Annotated in this window: 16 protein-coding genes; 5 read left to right on the top strand and 11 right to left on the bottom strand. The window is 68.1% G+C overall.

Annotation, left to right across the window (positions count from 1 at the left end; translation table 11 throughout):
* Window positions 1-177: 177 nt before the first annotated feature.
* A complete protein-coding gene (gene ugpQ / locus K2W61_RS21935; protein WP_175139840.1) occupies window positions 178-927 on the top strand; it encodes a glycerophosphodiester phosphodiesterase in 750 nt (249 codons plus the stop codon).
* Between the two features lie 12 nt (window positions 928-939).
* A complete protein-coding gene (locus tag K2W61_RS21930) occupies window positions 940-1,830 on the top strand; it encodes a 23S rRNA (adenine(2030)-N(6))-methyltransferase RlmJ (RefSeq protein WP_175134657.1) in 891 nt (296 codons plus the stop codon).
* A gap of 104 nt (window positions 1,831-1,934) precedes the next feature.
* Here K2W61_RS21930 and K2W61_RS21925 read toward each other — a convergent pair whose 3' ends face one another.
* From K2W61_RS21925 to K2W61_RS21915, 3 genes are all read right to left on the bottom strand, one after another.
* Entirely contained in the window at window positions 1,935-3,371 is a 1,437-nt protein-coding gene (locus K2W61_RS21925) for a dihydrolipoyl dehydrogenase (protein WP_236756542.1), read from the bottom strand.
* A 205-nt stretch (window positions 3,372-3,576) separates the two neighbouring features.
* Window positions 3,577-4,305: a glutathione peroxidase gene (locus K2W61_RS21920; protein WP_175139838.1), complete on the bottom strand. Its 729-nt coding sequence runs from the start codon at window positions 4,303-4,305 to the stop codon at window positions 3,577-3,579.
* Window positions 4,306-4,473: 168 nt separating this feature from the next.
* Window positions 4,474-4,674 (bottom strand): heavy-metal-associated domain-containing protein, encoded by a 201-nt coding sequence (locus tag K2W61_RS21915; RefSeq protein ID WP_175134654.1) that lies wholly within the window; start codon window positions 4,672-4,674, stop codon window positions 4,474-4,476.
* Window positions 4,675-4,837: 163 nt separating this feature from the next.
* Between K2W61_RS21915 and K2W61_RS21910 the strand changes: the two genes are divergently transcribed.
* Window positions 4,838-7,144 carry a heavy metal translocating P-type ATPase gene (locus tag K2W61_RS21910; RefSeq protein ID WP_236756541.1) on the top strand — a complete coding sequence of 769 codons (2,307 nt, stop codon included), beginning with the start codon at window positions 4,838-4,840 and terminating at the stop codon, window positions 7,142-7,144.
* A complete protein-coding gene (gene cueR / locus K2W61_RS21905) occupies window positions 7,141-7,533 on the top strand; it encodes a Cu(I)-responsive transcriptional regulator (RefSeq protein WP_175134652.1) in 393 nt (130 codons plus the stop codon). The genes K2W61_RS21910 and cueR overlap by 4 nt, the downstream gene beginning before the upstream one ends.
* A 77-nt stretch (window positions 7,534-7,610) precedes the next feature.
* Here the strand turns inward: cueR and rlmD are convergent, their stop codons facing one another.
* The 7 genes from rlmD to surE form a co-directional block, all read right to left on the bottom strand.
* Window positions 7,611-9,104 (bottom strand): 23S rRNA (uracil(1939)-C(5))-methyltransferase RlmD, encoded by a 1,494-nt coding sequence (rlmD, locus tag K2W61_RS21900; RefSeq protein ID WP_236756540.1) that lies wholly within the window; start codon window positions 9,102-9,104, stop codon window positions 7,611-7,613.
* Window positions 9,105-9,268: 164 nt separating this feature from the next.
* Window positions 9,269-10,021, bottom strand: a complete 753-nt coding sequence (locus K2W61_RS21895) for a TorF family putative porin (protein ID WP_175134650.1) — start codon at window positions 10,019-10,021, stop codon at window positions 9,269-9,271.
* Window positions 10,022-10,350: 329 nt separating this feature from the next.
* Window positions 10,351-10,959, bottom strand: coding sequence for a DNA recombination RmuC family protein (locus K2W61_RS21890; protein WP_175134649.1), 609 nt, complete (start codon window positions 10,957-10,959; stop codon window positions 10,351-10,353).
* A 161-nt stretch (window positions 10,960-11,120) separates the two neighbouring features.
* Complete coding sequence (locus K2W61_RS21885; RefSeq protein WP_175134648.1) at window positions 11,121-11,900, bottom strand: 3'-5' exonuclease; 780 nt, start codon at window positions 11,898-11,900, stop codon at window positions 11,121-11,123.
* On the bottom strand, window positions 11,897-12,742 hold the full coding sequence (locus tag K2W61_RS21880) for a peptidoglycan DD-metalloendopeptidase family protein (protein ID WP_175134647.1): 846 nt from the start codon (window positions 12,740-12,742) through the stop codon (window positions 11,897-11,899). The genes K2W61_RS21885 and K2W61_RS21880 overlap by 4 nt, the downstream gene beginning before the upstream one ends.
* A 17-nt stretch (window positions 12,743-12,759) precedes the next feature.
* Window positions 12,760-13,584 carry a protein-L-isoaspartate(D-aspartate) O-methyltransferase gene (locus K2W61_RS21875; protein ID WP_236756539.1) on the bottom strand — a complete coding sequence of 275 codons (825 nt, stop codon included), beginning with the start codon at window positions 13,582-13,584 and terminating at the stop codon, window positions 12,760-12,762.
* Window positions 13,569-14,327 (bottom strand): 5'/3'-nucleotidase SurE, encoded by a 759-nt coding sequence (gene surE / locus K2W61_RS21870; RefSeq protein WP_175134646.1) that lies wholly within the window; start codon window positions 14,325-14,327, stop codon window positions 13,569-13,571. Before surE ends, K2W61_RS21875 begins: the two co-directional genes overlap by 16 nt.
* A 217-nt stretch (window positions 14,328-14,544) precedes the next feature.
* Between surE and plsY the strand changes: the two genes are divergently transcribed.
* Window positions 14,545-15,186: a glycerol-3-phosphate 1-O-acyltransferase PlsY gene (gene plsY / locus K2W61_RS21865; RefSeq protein ID WP_175139834.1), complete on the top strand. Its 642-nt coding sequence runs from the start codon at window positions 14,545-14,547 to the stop codon at window positions 15,184-15,186.
* Between the two features lie 80 nt (window positions 15,187-15,266).
* Here plsY and tsaD read toward each other — a convergent pair whose 3' ends face one another.
* Window positions 15,267-16,298, bottom strand: a complete 1,032-nt coding sequence (tsaD, locus tag K2W61_RS21860) for a tRNA (adenosine(37)-N6)-threonylcarbamoyltransferase complex transferase subunit TsaD (RefSeq protein WP_175134644.1) — start codon at window positions 16,296-16,298, stop codon at window positions 15,267-15,269.
* Window positions 16,299-16,309 lie beyond the last annotated feature (11 nt).

Here is a 16,309-nt window from a genome sequence, read left to right as displayed (position 1 = left end):
CGGGCGGATTTTAGCATTTCTCATTCGTCCCGCAGCGTCTGCTTACATCGGCCCGGCCGGTCCCCGCCGCCGCGCCGAAAGAACCCGCGCGCGCCCGCCAAGCGCCACAGGGAAAGAACCCTCAGAACAGAGTATCCTTCCACCCTATCCCAAAGAACCCCAAAAGCATCAAAAGAAATGTCCGCATCCCTCCCCTCCTGGCCCTATTCCCGCCACATCGCCCACCGCGGCGGCGGCCGCCTGGCCCCGGAGAACACGCTTGCCGCCATGCGCGTCGGCGCCGAACACGGCTTCACGATGTTCGAATACGACGTCAAGCTCAGCCGCGACAACGTCCTGGTCCTGATGCATGACGACGACGTCGACCGCACCTCCAACGGCCACGGCCCCGCCGCCGCCAAGACCTTCAGCGAACTGGCGCAACTGGACTTCGGCAGTTGGCACTCCGCCGCCTACGCCGGCGAGCCGCTGCCCACCTTCGCCGCCGTGGCCCGTTACACCGTCGCCAACGGCATCGCCAGCAACGTCGAGATCAAGCCCTGCCCCGGCCGCGAGGCCGAGACCGGCACCGCCGTCGCCCTGGCCGCCCGCGCGCTCTGGCAAGGCGCCGCCGTCGCGCCGCTGCTGTCCTCCTTCGCCGAGGAAGCCCTGCAGGCCGCCAAGGACGCCGCGCCCGAGCTGCCGCGCGCCCTGCTGGTCGAAAAGGTGCCGGCCGACTGGCTCGACCGCCTGGTCAAGTACGACTGCGTCGCCCTGAATATCAACCAGAAGGACGCCACGCGCGAACTGATCGATGCCGTGCACGCAGCCGGCTATCGCATCGCCGCCTGGACCGTCAACGACCCCGAGCGCGCGCGTCTGCTGCTCGACTGGGGCATCGACGGCATCTTCACCGACGAACTGGCCGCCATCCGGCCGGCCGCCTGAGGCCCCCGCCCCGTGTTCAGCTATCGCCACGCCTTCCACGCCGGCAACCACGCCGACGTGCTCAAGCACGCCATCCTGGTCCACACCCTGGACTACTTCAACCGCAAGGACGCGCCCTACTGGGTCATCGACACCCATGCCGGCGCCGGCCTCTACAGCCTGGACAGCGACTGGGCCGCCAAGACCTCGGAATTCGCCGACGGCATCGGCCGCCTGTGGGAACGCGACGACCTGCCGCCGCTGCTGGCCGACTACGTCGCCCGCATTCGCGCCTTCAACACCAACGGCCGCCTCAAGCGCTATCCCGGCTCGCCCTGGCTGGCGCTGGACGCGCTGCGTCCGTCCGACCGCCTGCGCCTGTTCGAGATGCACCCGACCGAGATCGACACCCTGGTCGGCAATCTCGAACACATGGACCGCGCCGCCCAGCGCCAGACCACCATCTACGGCGACGACGGCTTCGAGGGTGTCAAGGCCCTGCTGCCGCCGCCGACGCGCCGCGGCATGGTGCTGATCGACCCGTCCTATGAAGACAAGAACGACTACCGCCGCACGCTGATCACCGTCAAGGAATGCGTCAAGCGCTTCGCCACCGGCACCATCGCCGTCTGGTATCCGCTGGTGCAGCGGCGCGAGGCCAGCGAAATGGCGCGCCACTTCGAGAACCTGAAGGTCAAGAGCTGGCTGCACGCCACCCTCACGGTCAAGAAGGCCACCATCGACGGCTACGGCCTGCACGGCAGCGGCATGTTCCTGATCAACCCGCCTTGGACGCTGCATGACGCCCTCAAGCAGGCCATGCCCTACCTGGCGCGTGAACTGGGCCAGGACGAGCGCGCCGGCTTCACGCTGCAATTCCGCGAGAATCCCTTCCCCGCGCCCAAGAAGCAGTCGGACGACTGATACCGGCCGCGTTGACATCGCGGCCGGGCTCGCGAGCGCCGCGGCAAGCAAAAGGGCTGCCCCACACCGGGGCAGCCCTTTTTGCATTCAATCACCACCGGCGCTCAGGCCTCGGCGTCCTCCGCCTCCACCTGGCGCAGCGCCTCCTGCGCCCGCGCCAGCTTGGCGGCAGCGTCGCGCAGCGCGGTGCGCAGGCCTTCTTCGATGACTGGATGGTAGAACGGCATTTCCAGCATGCGCGCCACGGTCAGTTCCTGCTGCACGGCCCAGGCCAGCAGGTGGCCGATGTGCTCGGCGCTGGGGCCGACCATTTCCGCACCCAGGAAGCGGCCGCTGGCAATGTCGGCGTACACGTGCAGCAGGCCGCGGTTCTTCAGCATCACCCGCGAGCGGCCCTGGTCGCCGAAATCGACCTCGCCCGTCACGAAGGTGCCCGGCGTCAGGCGGGCGTGGCCCTGCCCCGCCAGCGCGATCTGCGGGTCCGAGAACACCACCGCCAACGGCGTGCGGCGCAGGCCCTGGCGCACTTCCGGATAGCGCGCCGCGTTCTCGCCGGCGATGCGGCCTTCGTCGGCCGCCTCGTGCAGCAGCGGCGCGTCGGCGTTGGCATCGCCAGCGATGAAGATGGCCGACTCGCCCGCCTGCATGGTGTCGCGGTCGAACAGCGGCACACCCTGCGCGTTCCGTTGCAGCGAGGTGTTCTCCAGGCCCAGGCCGTCCACATTGGGACGGCGCCCGGTAGCCACCAGCACGTAATCGAAACGCTCGGTGCGTTCGCTGTTATCCAGCGCCACGTAGCGCACCTCGACCTCGTCGCCGACGCGCTGGGTTTCCAGCACGCGCGCATCCGGGTCCAGGTAGAACTCCCGCTGGAAGATCTTGCGGGCGCTATGGCGCACCTGCGGATCGCTGATGCCGCCCAGGCTGCCGCTGACGCCGAACACGCGCACCTGCACGCCCAGCCGCGCCAGCGCCTGGCCCAATTCCAGCCCGATCACGCCGGGGCCGAACACCGCCACGCGCCGCGGCAGGTCATCCCAGGCGAACACGTCGTCATTGATCACCAGGCGGTCGCCCAGCGCCCGGAACGGCGGCGGCACCGAGGGCCGCGAACCGGTGGCGATGACCACGCGCGACGCGTGGATCTCGGTATGGTCGTCGACCCGCAGCACGGTATCCGACTCGAAGCGGGCATAGCCGCGGATCTTGTCTTCGGCCGGGATGTTCTCCACGCCCTCGAGCACAAAGCCGACGAAACGGTCGCGCTCGCGCTTGACGCGGTCCATCACTTCTTCGCCATTGACGGTGACCTCGCCTTCGACGTGCACGCCGAACGGCGCGGTGTGTGCCGCCTGGTGCGCGGCTTCGGCGGCCGCGATCAGCAGCTTGGACGGCATGCAGCCGACCCGGGCGCAGGTGGTGCCGTAAGGACCGCCCTCGATCAGCAGCGCGCGCTTGCCGGCGGCCTTGGCGGCACGGTAGGCGGCCAGGCCGGCGGTGCCGGCGCCGAGGATGGCGATATCGGTGTGCAGAGTCTTCATCAGTGGGGTCCCCCGGGTGTAGCGTGGCGCAGATATTGTCAAAGGCGGTTCCGCCTTGTTGCGCACCCTCGGGACGAAAGCCGTCCCGCGGCGCCCGGTCGGGGCCGCGCGAAGATGCGGAACAAGGGAAACCGGTGCGCCGGACCGCGTCCTGTCGGCGCGGCCACGGCGAGGGAAAGAGGCGCGGCCCCTTTCCCGGCCGGCATCAGGCGAAGTGCGCCTTCAGGTCGTCCAGGCCGCCGATCAGCGAGCCGTTGATGAACACCTGCGGAGCGGTGCCCTTGCCGGACACGGCGCCGATCACGCGGCCGCGCACCTTGTTCTCCAGCGGAATCTCGATCGGGGCGTAGCCCTTGTCTTCGAGCAGCGCCTTGGCTTCCACGCAGAACGGGCAACCGGGCTTGGAGAACACCACCACCTGGTCGGGCTTCTTGGCCGTCGGAGCGACGTGAGCCAGCATGGTGTCGGCGTCCGACACTTCAAACGGGTCGCCTTCCTTTTCGGGCTCGATGAACATCTTCTGCACCACGCCGTCCTTGACCAGCATGGAGTAGCGCCAGCTGCGCTTGCCGAAGCCCAGGTCGCTCTTGTCGACCAGCATGCCCATGCCTTCGGTGAATTCGCCGTTGCCGTCGGGCAGCAGCGTGATGTTGGACGATTCCTGGTCCTTGGCCCATTCGTTCATGACGAAAGTGTCGTTGACCGACACGCAGACGATGCTGTCGACACCGACGGCGGCGAAGGCCGGGGCCAGTTCGTTGTAGCGCGGCAGATGGGTCGACGAGCAGGTCGGCGTGAAAGCGCCGGGAAGCGAAAAGACCACGACCGTCTTGTTCTTGAACAGGTCGTCGGTCGTGACCTTCTTCCAGGTGTTGCCCTCGCGAACGGGGAACGTTACGTTGGGAACACGTTGGCCTTCACGGTTTTGCAGCATGCAATCTCTCCTTGGGGTAGCGGGGTCTGATCAACCACCATGGAAAGAATGATAAATCCCAGCTATCAATTAATCAAATTTAATTAACTTAATTGATTAATAGTTTTTAGCAATATCACGTGAGCGGCCGCGAGGCGCTATCTATCATACGCTCGCGGCGGCCGCCCCTCACACGCGTTGCGGCTCGTAGCCGGCATCGCGGATCGCGGCCTCGACCTTGTCGGCCTGGTCGGTGCCGCTGACGGTGACGCGATGCGTGGGCAGGTCCACCGCCACGCTGGCGCCCGGCGCCGCCGCCGTCACCGCGCCGGTGATGGTCTTGACGCAATGGCCGCAGGTCATGTCGGGCACGTTGAATTCGATGCTCATGGTGTTTCTCCGAGTGAATCAAGGATGGTCGCGCCGCCTCCGGTGCGATCTGGTACCCAGCTTAAACCTTCCTATCATAGGAAGGTCAAGCGTCGAATAATCCTTGACCTTCCCACGATAGGAAGGTCGACACTGAGGTCTTCCTACCTCAACCGAGACTGCCATGAGCGCTGCCAACCCTTCCGTCGAGCTTGAACTTGCCATCGAAGGCATGACTTGCGCGTCCTGCGTGAAGCGCGTGGAAAAGGCCCTCACCCGCGTGCCGGGAGTGGCCCAGGCCCAGGTAAACCTGGCCACCGAACGCGCCCTGGTGTCCTACGACCCGGCCGCGGCACAGCCCGGCGCGCTGGTCGAGGCGGTCGTCAAAATGGGCTACGAGGCCCGCCCCATCGCAGCCCAGGACGATCACGCCGAGCGCCAGTCCGAAGCGCGCGACGCCGAGGCGCAGCGCCTGCGTCAGGCTTTCATCGCCGCGCTGGTGCTGACGCTGCCGGTGTTCGCGCTGGAGATGGGCTCGCACCTGGTTCTCGCCATGCATCACTGGGTCATGACGTCCCTTGGCCAGCAGAACAGCTGGCTGCTGCAATTCGCGCTGACCACCGCCGTGCTGGCCTGGCCCGGCCGCCACTTTTTCACCAAGGGCCTGACCGCGCTGTGGCGCCGCGCGCCGGAAATGAACTCGCTGGTGGCGCTGGGCGCTGGCGCCGCCTGGAGCTACTCGGTGGTGGCGACCTTCGCGCCCGGCTGGCTGCCGGAGGCGGCCCGCAACGTCTACTATGAAGCCGCCGCCGTCATCGTCACGCTGATCCTGCTGGGCCGCACGCTGGAAGCGCGCGCCAAGGGCAAGACCGGCGCCGCCATCAAGCGCCTGATCGGCCTGCAGCCACGCACCGCGCGCGTGCTGCGCGATGGCCAGCCCCAGGACATCGCCATCGAACTGGTGCGCAAGGGCGACATCGTCATGGTGCGCCCGGGCGAGAAGATCCCGCTGGACGGCGAGATCATCGAAGGCAGCTCGTACGTCGACGAATCGATGCTGACCGGCGAACCCGTGCCAGTCGAAAAGCAGCCGGGCATGCAGGCCACGGGCGGCACGCTCAATACCTCGGGCAGCTTCACGCTGCGCATCACCCACACCGGCGCCGACACCATGCTGGCCCGCATCATCCGCATGGTCGAAGCGGCCCAGGGCGCGCGCCTGCCGATCCAGACCCTGGTGGACCAGGTCACCGCCTGGTTCGTGCCGGCGGTGATGGGCATGGCGCTGCTGACCTTCCTGGCCTGGTTCTTCCTGGGCCCGTCGCCGGCGCTGTCGCACGCATTGGTCAACGCGGTGGCGGTGCTGATCATCGCCTGCCCGTGCGCCATGGGCCTGGCGACGCCCACCTCGATCATGGTCGGCACCGGCCGCGCCGCCGACATGGGCGTGCTGTTCCGCCAGGGGGATGCCTTGCAGACGCTGCGCGACGTGCAGGTGGTGGCATTCGACAAGACCGGCACGTTGACGCTGGGCAAGCCCACCCTGACCGATCTGCAAGCGGCCGCCGGCTTCGATGACCGCGACGTGCTGCAATGGGTCGCCGCGGTGCAGGCGCGTTCGGAACATCCGATCGCGCTGGCGATCGTGGCGGCCGCCGCCGAACGCAAGATCGAACTGCCGCCGGTCGAAGGCTTCGCCGCCATCACCGGCGCCGGGGTCGAGGCCAGCGTGGCCGGCAAGCACGTGCTGGCCGGCGCCGATCGCCTCATGGCCGAACGTGGCGTGGACGTCAGCGCCTTCGGCCAGCGCGCCGAGCAATGGGGCAACGAGGGCAAGACACCCATCTACGTCGCCATTGACGGCCAGGCCGCCGCCATGATGGCCGTGACCGACCCGGTCAAGCCGTCCGCGGCGGACGCCATCGCGGCGCTGCACGCGCAAGGCCTGAAGATCGCCATGATCACCGGCGACAACCGCCACACGGCGCAGGCCGTGGCGCGGCAACTGGGCATCGACGAAGTGCGCGCCGAGGTCCTGCCCGACGGCAAGGTCGAGGCCATCGCCGCGCTGCGCGCCGACGGCCGCAAGCTGGCCTTCGTGGGCGACGGCATCAACGACGCGCCGGCGCTGGCGGCCGCCGATACCGGCATCGCCATCGGCACCGGCACCGATGTCGCCATCGAGGCCGCATCCGTGGTGCTCATGGCCGACGACCTGCACGGCGTGCCCAACGCCATCGCGCTCAGCCGCGCCACGCTGGCCAACATCCGCCAGAACCTGTTCTGGGCCTTCGCCTACAACGCCGCGCTGATCCCGCTGGCGGCGGGCGCGCTGTACCCGGCCTACGGCCTGTCCCTGTCGCCGATCTTCGCGGCCGGCGCCATGGCCCTGTCCAGCGTCTTCGTGCTGGGCAATGCGCTGCGCCTGAAGACCTTCCGTCCGCCGCGCGCCGCGCGCCCAGGCGCCGCCTCTCTGGGAGACCACGCATGAACATCGGACAGGCCGCGCAGGAATCCGGCATCTCGGCCAAGATGATCCGCTACTACGAGAGCATCGGCCTGATCGGCCCGGCGCTGCGCAAGGACTCGGGCTATCGCGTCTACAGCGAGAACGACCTGCACACGCTGCGTTTCGTGCGGCGCGCGCGCGACCTGGGATTTTCGGTGGAGCAGATGAACGAGCTGCTGGCGCTGTGGCGCGACCGCAGCCGCGCCAGCGCCGACGTCAAACGCATCGCGCTCGAACACGTGGCCGAACTGGAACGCAAGGCCTGTGCCCTGCGCGACATGGCGGCCACGCTCAAGCACCTGGCGCACCATTGCCACGGCGACGACCGGCCCGATTGCCCCATCCTGGAAAACCTGGGGCGCGCCCCGTAAGCAAAAGGGCAAGCCAGCTGGCTTGCCCTTCGTGCATGGGGCCGGGGGTATGCCGACCGCAAGTCTCACGCCTGGCGTTACGCCGACGCTTCGCCTTCGGCCGCGACACGGGCGTGGTAGGCGTCGGTCGCCGCCTGCTTGGCCGCGGCCTTCTCGGCGGCCGCGGCCGCCTTTTCCGCTTCCGCCGCCAGGGCCTCGGCGGCCTGCTGCAAGGCGCGCTGGCGGGCGCGCTCCTGCACTTCGCGCACGCCCTCGGCGTCCAGCGATTCGAATACCGCGATCGACTCCACGTGCCCGGTGTGCGGGAACATGTTGATGACCCCGGCGCTCTTGAGCAGGTAGCCGCCCTCGTGCACCATGATGGCCGCGTCGCGCGCCAGCGTGGCGGGATTACAGGATACGTAGACGATGCGACGCGGGCGCTCCTGGACCGTCAGTTGCGACAGCGCCTGCGCCACCGCCTGCGCGCCTTCGCGCGGCGGGTCGATCAGCATGCGGTCGAAAAAGCCCAGGCCGCGCAGCCATTCGACGTCGACCTCGAACAGGTTGAGCGTGGCGAAGCTCGTGCGCTCACCCAGCCCGTGGCGCGCGGCGGCCTCGTGGGCGCGGTCGGTCAGGGCCTTGCTGCCCTCCACGCCCACGGCCTCGCGTCCCTGGGTGGCCAGCGGCAGCGTGAAGTTGCCCAGGCCGCAGAACAGGTCGGCAACGCGGTCGGTCGGCTGCACTTCCAGCAGCGTGAGCGCGCGCGACACCATCGCGCGGTTGATGGCGTGGTTGACCTGGGTGAAGTCGGTCGGCCGGTACGGCATGCGCAGGCCGAACTCGGGCATGGTGTAGGTCAGCGCATCGCGGTGCTCGGGCACCAGCGGGTGCACCGTGTCCGGGCCCTTGGGCTGCAGCCACCATTGCACGTCGTGCTTGTCGGCAAAGGCGCGCAGCACGGCGATGTCGTGGTCGGTCAGCGGCAGCAGGTGACGCAGCACCAGTGCCGTGACGCCCTCGCCCAGGGCCACTTCCACCTGCGGCAGGCGATCGGGCGCCGACATCGACGCGATCATGGCGCGCAGCGGCATCAGCAGGTCGCTGACGTGGCGCGGCAGCACATGGCATTCGCGCATGTCGGCCACGTAGCTGCTCTTGCGCTCGTGAAAGCCCACCAGCACCCCGCCCTTTTTCGGCACCACGCGCACCGACAGGCGGGCACGGTAGCGGTAACCCCAGGTCGGGCCGTGCAGCGGCGCCAGGATGCGCGCCGGGCGCAGCTTGCCGACATGCCAGAAGGTGTCTTCCAGCGCGCGCTGCTTGATCGCCACCTGCGTGGTGGGTTCGAGATGCTGCATGGCGCAGCCGCCACAGACGCCGAAATGCGGACAGCGCGGCACCACGCGCTGCGACGACGGACGCAGCACCTGATCCACCCGCGCGATTTCATAGGACGGCTTGCGGCGCACGGTCGTGGTGGTGACCCGCTCGCCCGGCAGGGCGCCTTCCACGAACACGACCTTGCCGTCGCGGCGGGCAATGCCCCGGGCTTCCAGGTCCAGGGATTCGATACTCAAAACGTCAGACATCTCACGCAGTCCAGAAAATTCACGCAACCCGGCATTGTATGAGGATTCGGCGGCGCCCCGCCTGCGCCAAAAAAAGGGGGGACTTGCCGGAGACGGCCCGCCGGGCAGTCTCCATCAAGCCCCCCAAAAGCCGGCGCCGGTCAGGACGCCGCCACGGATGGGTATCAGAACGAACGCGATACGGAGAACACCGCCCCCAGGCGCCCCGAGGGATGGCCGTACTTGGTCGGCAGCCAGTTGTCCTTGGTGGCGCCGACCGCCGCCAGGCCCAGCACCCAGCCCTTCAGGTCCTTGGTCACGCCGAGCTTGTAATCGACGTAGTGGCTGATGGAATCGCCGTTCATGTTGACCTGGTTCTTGAGCTTCTGGTAGCCGACGTGGCCGACCAGGCCCCAGCCATCGCCCAGATCGAAATTGGCGGTGCCGTCCAGGTACCAGGTGCCCTTGCTGTCGGGCGTGCTGAAGAAATCGCTGGGCGTGTACGAATACTTGAGGGTGTAGTTGCCGTAGGTCGCGCCCAGGTACAGGTCGGTGTTGTTGTAGTTGCCGCCCTTGGGCGAGCTGGAGCCCGGATAGTAGTAATGCAGCACGCCGGCGTCGAGCGAGAAACCGCCGCCCACGTCGCCCTTCCAGCCGCCATAGAAGTCCATTTCCAGATTGCCGTCGGTGAAGACGAAGTTGGACACATTCGAGTTCCAGTTGCCCAGGTAGAAGCCGGAACTGTGGGTCAGATCGAAGCCCAGCTGGGCGGCCGGACGGAAGTCGGTCTGCGAGTAGCCGCGGAAACGGTAGTCGCTGACGATCGTGGCATTGCCGCTGAGCGAAAAACCGCCGCCCAGGTCAGTGGGTTCGGCCTGTGCCGTTGCAACGAAACAAGCGGCGAGCACGGCGGGCAAGGCTAGCAACGTCTTCTTCATGGTGCGTGTCCTGATCGGATTTAACGAGGAGGAGGAAGGCCGGGGGCGCATCCGTCAGGCCGGTCTTGCAACGGCAGGTAACCGGCTCACCGTCTTTGAAGCAATGTCCGTGCCAGGTTTCATTCACGTGTCAGCGCGCTGGCGATGCCCTGGCGCCACGCCCTTTGCGCACCATCGCGGTGCGCCACGCCGCGCCGGCAGGCAGGCGGTGCTTCAATATGGGGCCTGGCGCGCCATGGCGGCCCCCGACGCACAAAAGAAAGCCCCGGCCCGCGGGTATGCGGAACGGGGCTGGACGGCCCGCCGCCGGGCGGCGGCAGGACGGCAGGTCAGTTGGCGGCGGGCGGCGCGGGCGGCGGCGGCACCGCGCCGGGTGCATTACCCGGCCCCCTGCCATGACGGCCTTCCATCTTGGCGTGGCGGTCCTGCATCTTGGCCTGGCGCTCCTTCAGCATCTGGGTCAGCTGGGTGCGCTGGGCGTCGTTCATGCTGTCCCACACCGCCAGCCATTGGTCGCGCACCTGCTTGGCCTGGGCGCTGAACTGGTCACGCGATTTGTCGGATTGTTCAAGCAGCGCGCGCGGGTCCAGCTTGCCGCTGTCCAGTTGCGCCTTGAGCAGATCGTGACGCTGGCCGCCGGCGGCACGCATGGCTTCATGCAGGCCGCGCTGGCCGTCCTGCGCGGTCTTGACCAGGGCCTGCTGCTTCTGATCCAGCTTGAGCTGATCGAGTTGCGCCTTGGACACCGGGCCCAGCCCCGGGATCCACAGGCCATCGCGCATGCCCTTGTGGAAACCGCCACCACGTTGGCCTTGGTGCATGGCGGCCGGGCCGCCGTCGGCGGGCGCCGCCGCCATGACGGGACCTGCCAGCAGACCGCCGGTGGCGGCGACCATGGCCAGGGCGGCCAGGTTGGTGCGGAGTGCGAATCGGGACATGTAGGTCTCCTGAAAGTGAAGAAAGCGAGGCCATTGTGCGATTTGCCCGGTTTCATTCAGGTTTCGCCCCCGCAAGCTATGTTTCAGTCGATTGCGCCCTCTGCCGGCATGACAACGGGGCCCGCAGGCCCCGTTGTGGATCAGCGGCGGGACGCGCCCGCTCAGTTGGCGTCCCAGGCCGCCAGGTATTCCTGCCAATGCGCCGCGTCACTGGCCGCGAGCGTCTCGCGCACCAGCGCGATCTCGGCATCGTAGGCGGTGCGGTCCAGCTCGCCCCGCAGGAAACGGAAGCGGCAATACACCAGCCAGGTGTTGACCACGTCGGTTTCGCAATAGGCGCGGACCTCGTCGGCACGGCCCTGGCTCCAGGCCTCCCAGACCTTGCTGCCGTCCATGCCGAGCTTGCCGGGAAAGCCGCACAGCTTGGCCAGTTCGTCCAGCGGCGCATTGGCGCGGCCGTTGTACTTGGCCAGCAGGTCCATCAGGTCGATGTGGCGGTTGTGATAGCGCGAGATGTAGTTGTTGAACTTGAAATCGCGATCTTCCTCGCCCATGTCCCAATAGCGCGGCGCGGGCACGCCCTGGATCAGGCTGCGGTAGTGCAGCACGGGCAGGTCGAAGCCCGACCCGTTCCAGCTCACCAACCGGGGCGTATAGCGCTCGATGGTCTTGAAGAAGCCCGCCAGCAAGGCGGCTTCGGGGTCATCGGCCTGGCCCAGGGTCTTGACGCGAAACCCCTGGTCGTCGCGGAATACGCACCCCACCACCGCGACCTTGTGCAGGTGCAGCGGCAGGAAGTCGTGTCCCACGGCTTCGCGACGCGCGGTCAACGCCCGCTCGACCACCTCGGCATCGGGAACGTCGGCGCTCCAGCCGTTGAGCTTGCGCAGGCCATCCGCGTCGGGGATGGTCTCGAGGTCGAATACCAGGGTGGGCGTCATTTGGCGGGCAGGTATTGCATCGGGTCAACCGGGGTGCCCTGGCGGCGGATCTCGAAATGCAGGCGCGGCGAGGTGGTGTCGCTCTGGCCGATCTCGGCGATCTTGGCGCCACGCTTGACGTCCTGGCCGGTCTTCACGAGCAGCGTGCGGTTGTGCGCGTAGGCCGTGATGAAGCCGTTCTGGTGATTGACGATGATCAGGTTGCCCAGGCCACGCACACCGTTGCCGCTGTACATGACCTTGCCGTCGGCCGCGGCGTTGACCGGGTCGCCCAGCGCGCCGACGATGTCGATGCCCTTGCTGTTGTTGTTGAAGCCCTGCATGATCTGGCCGTTGGCCGGCCAGGTCCAGTTGATCACGCCGGCATCGGCCGCGCGCGTGGTGGGCTTGGTCTCGGCCGGCGCGGGCGGCGGCAGGGAGGCCGTGGCGGTGGCCGAGGTGTCGTCCGGCTGGTCCAGCGGACGCGGCTGCGGCTTGGAGCTGGCGATCGGCGCCGGCTGCGCGGCGCTACCGGACGCGCCCGACATCTTCAGCACCTGGCCGACTGAAATCTGGTTGGGATCGCTGAGGTTGTTCCAGCGCTTGATGTTCTCGACATCGACGTTGTTGGCGCGGGCGATCTTGTAGAGCGTGTCACCCGGCTTGACGACATAGCTGCCACCGGACTGGACGGCGGACGGCTGGCCACCGGTCAGGTCCACGACCGGGGCACGCGTGCCTTTGGATGCGCAGCCAGCCAGGATGGCCAGGCTGAGGACGCCGGCCACGAATACCGGGCGGCGCAGGCGCGTGATGGACACGCCAAGGTTCATATCGGTCAGTTGCAACTGCCCGTTGAGCATACGTTTCTCCTGTTTGCTCAAGATTGTATTCCGGCACGCAGCGGCACAAAGCGCACGGCCTCTAGTTCAGTACGTTTCCAGCTGGCTGCGCCGGTGCGTTCGATCAGCACCAGGCGCTGGTTGGCGCCCCCCTCGGGAGCGATCAGGCGACCACCCGGCGCGAGCTGCGTCAGCAGCGCCTGCGGGATGGCCAGGCCGGCGGCAGCCACAACGATAGCATCGAAAGGCGCCACGCCGGGCAGGCCCAGCATGCCGTCGCCATAGATCAAGCGGACCCGGGTGGTCAGCCGCAAGGCGCGCAGGTGTTCGCGCGCCAGTTCGTACAGCCCGCGAATGCGTTCGATCGAATGGACTTCGCGCACGAATTGCGCCAGCACCGCAGCCTGGTAGCCGCAGCCGGCGCCCACTTCGAGCACCCGAGTGGGGCTGCGATCTTCGCAGATGGCGGCGATCATGCGTGCCACCACCCACGGCTGCGAGATGGTCTGCGAATGGCCGATGGGCAGGGCCGCGTCTTCATAGGCACGGCTGGCGAGCGCCTCGTCGACGAACAGGTGGCGCGGCACCGCCGCCATCGCGTTGAGCACACGCTCGTCCGAGACCCCCTGGGTCCGCAGGCGCTGCACCATGGCCTGGCGCAGGCGGTCGGAATTGAGCCCGAGATTGCCGCCGGCGGCGGGCGCCGGCGTCTTGGCCTGGCTTTGCAGGGTGGCGGCGGAAATGCGGGTATTGCTGTTGGCCGGCGTGACGCCGGGGCTGAGCCGGCCGGAGTCGTAGCGCACCGGGCTGGGGCGCCCGGGCACGGCTTGCGAGACGTCTGGCTGGCTTATGCGTCGGCGCATAGCGGCTCCGCCCAGGTCCGGATTTCGTCGAGCTGGCTGTGCTGGGTCAGGTCCAGGCGCAGCGGCGTCACCGACACCATGCCCTGCGCCACCGCGTGGAAGTCGGTGCCGGGAGTGGCGTCGGCCGCCTGCCCCACCGGGCCGATCCAGTAGACCTCGTCGCCGTAGGGAGTGGTGGTGCGCACCACCGGCTGCGACGGATGGCGCTTGCCCAGGCGCGTGACCTGGAAGCCATGCATGTCCTCGAAGCGGCGGCTGGGGATGTTGACGTTCAGCAATACCGGCGCGGCCAGCGGCTGCGCCAGATGGCGCTCGACCACCAGGCGTGCGGCGCGGGCGGCCGACTCGATGTGTTCCCAGCCCTTCTCGGCCAGCGAGAAGGCGATGGCCGGGATGCCGAACAGGTAGCCTTCGCTGGCGGCGGCCACCGTGCCCGAATAAAGCGTGTCGTCGCCCATGTTGGCGCCGTTGTTGATGCCGGACACGACCAGGTCGGGGCGGGTGTCCATCAGCCCGGTCAGGGCGACGTGGACGCAGTCGGACGGCGTGCCGCTGACGGCGATGAAGCCGTTGGCGGCGGTGCGCACCGACAGCGGGCGGTTCAGCGTCAGGGAGTTGGACGCGCCACTGTGGTTGGTCTCGGGCGCGACGACGGTCAGGTCGCCCAGGCCTTGCAGCGCCTTGACCAGCGCTTCGAGCCCGGGGGCCGAGTAACCATCATCGTTCGAAACCAGAATTCGCATTGTGCATCCGAAAGAAAATAAAACGCGGGTGGACCGGCTGGATTGTACCGTCCGCGGGCGACAGCGGCATGTCCGACCTGGAACCGGTGTCGGATGAGCCGCCGCGCCCCCCCTGTCCGGCCCGCGCGCCGGCCGCCGCCGTGTTCGCCGTCGCGGCAGGCGGGGTAGAATCCGCAGCCATCGAGACAACAACACGACAACAACGGACCTCCTCCATATGGCGATCACCGAACCCTCCCTGGCGTTCTCCGCGGCGCTCATCCTGCTGGCCTACCTGATCGGCTCCGTGCCCTTCGCGGTGGTGGTCAGCAAACTGATGGGGCTGCAGGACCCCCGCAGCTATGGCTCGAAGAACCCCGGCGCCACCAATGTGCTGCGCACCGGCAACAAGACCGCCGCCGCACTGACCCTGCTGGGTGACGCCGCCAAGGGCTGGTTCGCGGTCTGGCTGGCGCAGCGCCTGGCGCCCGGCATCACCCCCGGCCCGCTGGCGGCGGTGGCCGTGGCGGCTTTCCTGGGCCATCTGTACCCGATTTTCCTGGGCTTCAAGGGCGGCAAGGGCGTGGCCACCGCGCTCGGCGTGCTGGTCGCCATCCAGCCGTGGCTGGCGCTCGCCACCGCGGCCACCTGGCTGATCATCGCGGTGTTCTTCCGCTATTCCTCGCTGGCCTCGCTGGTGGCCGCGTTCTTCGCGCCGGTCTATTACGTGTTCGGCTCCGGTCTGGCCTGGCGCGCCCAGCCGGCCATGGGCATCGCCCTGGCCATCATCGGCGTGCTGCTGTTCTACCGCCACCGCGCCAACATCGCGCGCCTGGTGCAGGGCACCGAAAGCCGCATCGGCGGCGGCAAGAAGAAGTGATCCGCGCAGGGCGCGGCCGGCATGGGCGCCGCAATACGGGGTAAAAAAAGGGGCCAAGGCCCCTTTTTTTCATTGCCGTCTCAGGCGATCTCGGCCAGGTCCCAGCGCGGCCGCACGGTAAAGCCATGCGCGTCCGGGTCCAGCGTCACCAGCCCGGCCTTGACCCGCTCGGCCGCCGCGAAGGCGATCATGGCGCCGTTGTCCGTGCACAACGACAGCGGCGGGAAATAGGCCTGTGCCTTGAGCGGCTTGAGCGCAGCCGCCAGCCTGGCCCGCAGCAGCTGGTTGGCGCCCACGCCGCCGGCCACCACCAGGCGGCGCAGGCCGGTCTGCTTCAAGGCGCGGATCGACTTGGCCGCCAGCACCTCGACAATGGCGGCCTGGGTGGCCGCCGCCAGGTCGGCGCGGGTCGGGTCGTCCAGCCCGCCGTTCTGCTCGGCCGCCTTGACCCGGGTCAGCACGGCGGTCTTCAGGCCGCTGAAGCTGAAATCCAGGTCGCCGCTGTGCAGCATGGGGCGCGGCAGGTCGAAGCGCGCGGCATCGCCCTGCTCCGCCAGGCGCGCCAGCGCCGGGCCGCCGGGATAGCCCAGCCCCATCAGCTTGGCGGATTTGTCGAAGGCTTCGCCGGCGGCATCGTCCAGGGTTTCGCCCAGCAATTCGTAGCGCCCCACCCCGTCGACCCGCATCAATTGCGTATGGCCGCCAGACACCAGCAGCGCCACGAACGGAAAGTCAGGCCGCGGATCGGCCAGCATCGGCGACAGCAGATGGCCTTCCAGATGATGGATGGCAATGGCGGGCAGGTGCCGCGACCAGGCGAACGACTGCGCCACGCTGGCGCCCACCAGCAGCGCGCCGGCCAGGCCGGGCCCGGCCGTATAGGCCACCGCGCCGATGTCGGACATGTTCAGGCCCGCCTCTTGCAGCACTTGGCGGGTCAGCGGCACCACGCGCCGGATATGGTCGCGCGAGGCGAGTTCGGGCACCACGCCGCCGTATTCCTGGTGCATGGCGATCTGGGTATGCAAGGCGTGCGCGAGCAGGCCGCGTTCCGTACAGACGGCTGCGACACCCGTTTCATCGCAGGAGCTTTCAAAGCCGAGAATAATCATGGCGGCAGAGT

It is taken from the genome of Achromobacter pulmonis (genome assembly GCF_021733725.1).
In the GTDB taxonomy this organism is placed as follows: domain Bacteria; phylum Pseudomonadota; class Gammaproteobacteria; order Burkholderiales; family Burkholderiaceae_B; genus Achromobacter; species Achromobacter pulmonis.
Note: the sequence above shows the minus strand (reverse complement) of the source record. Positions and strands in the feature narration are given on the sequence as shown.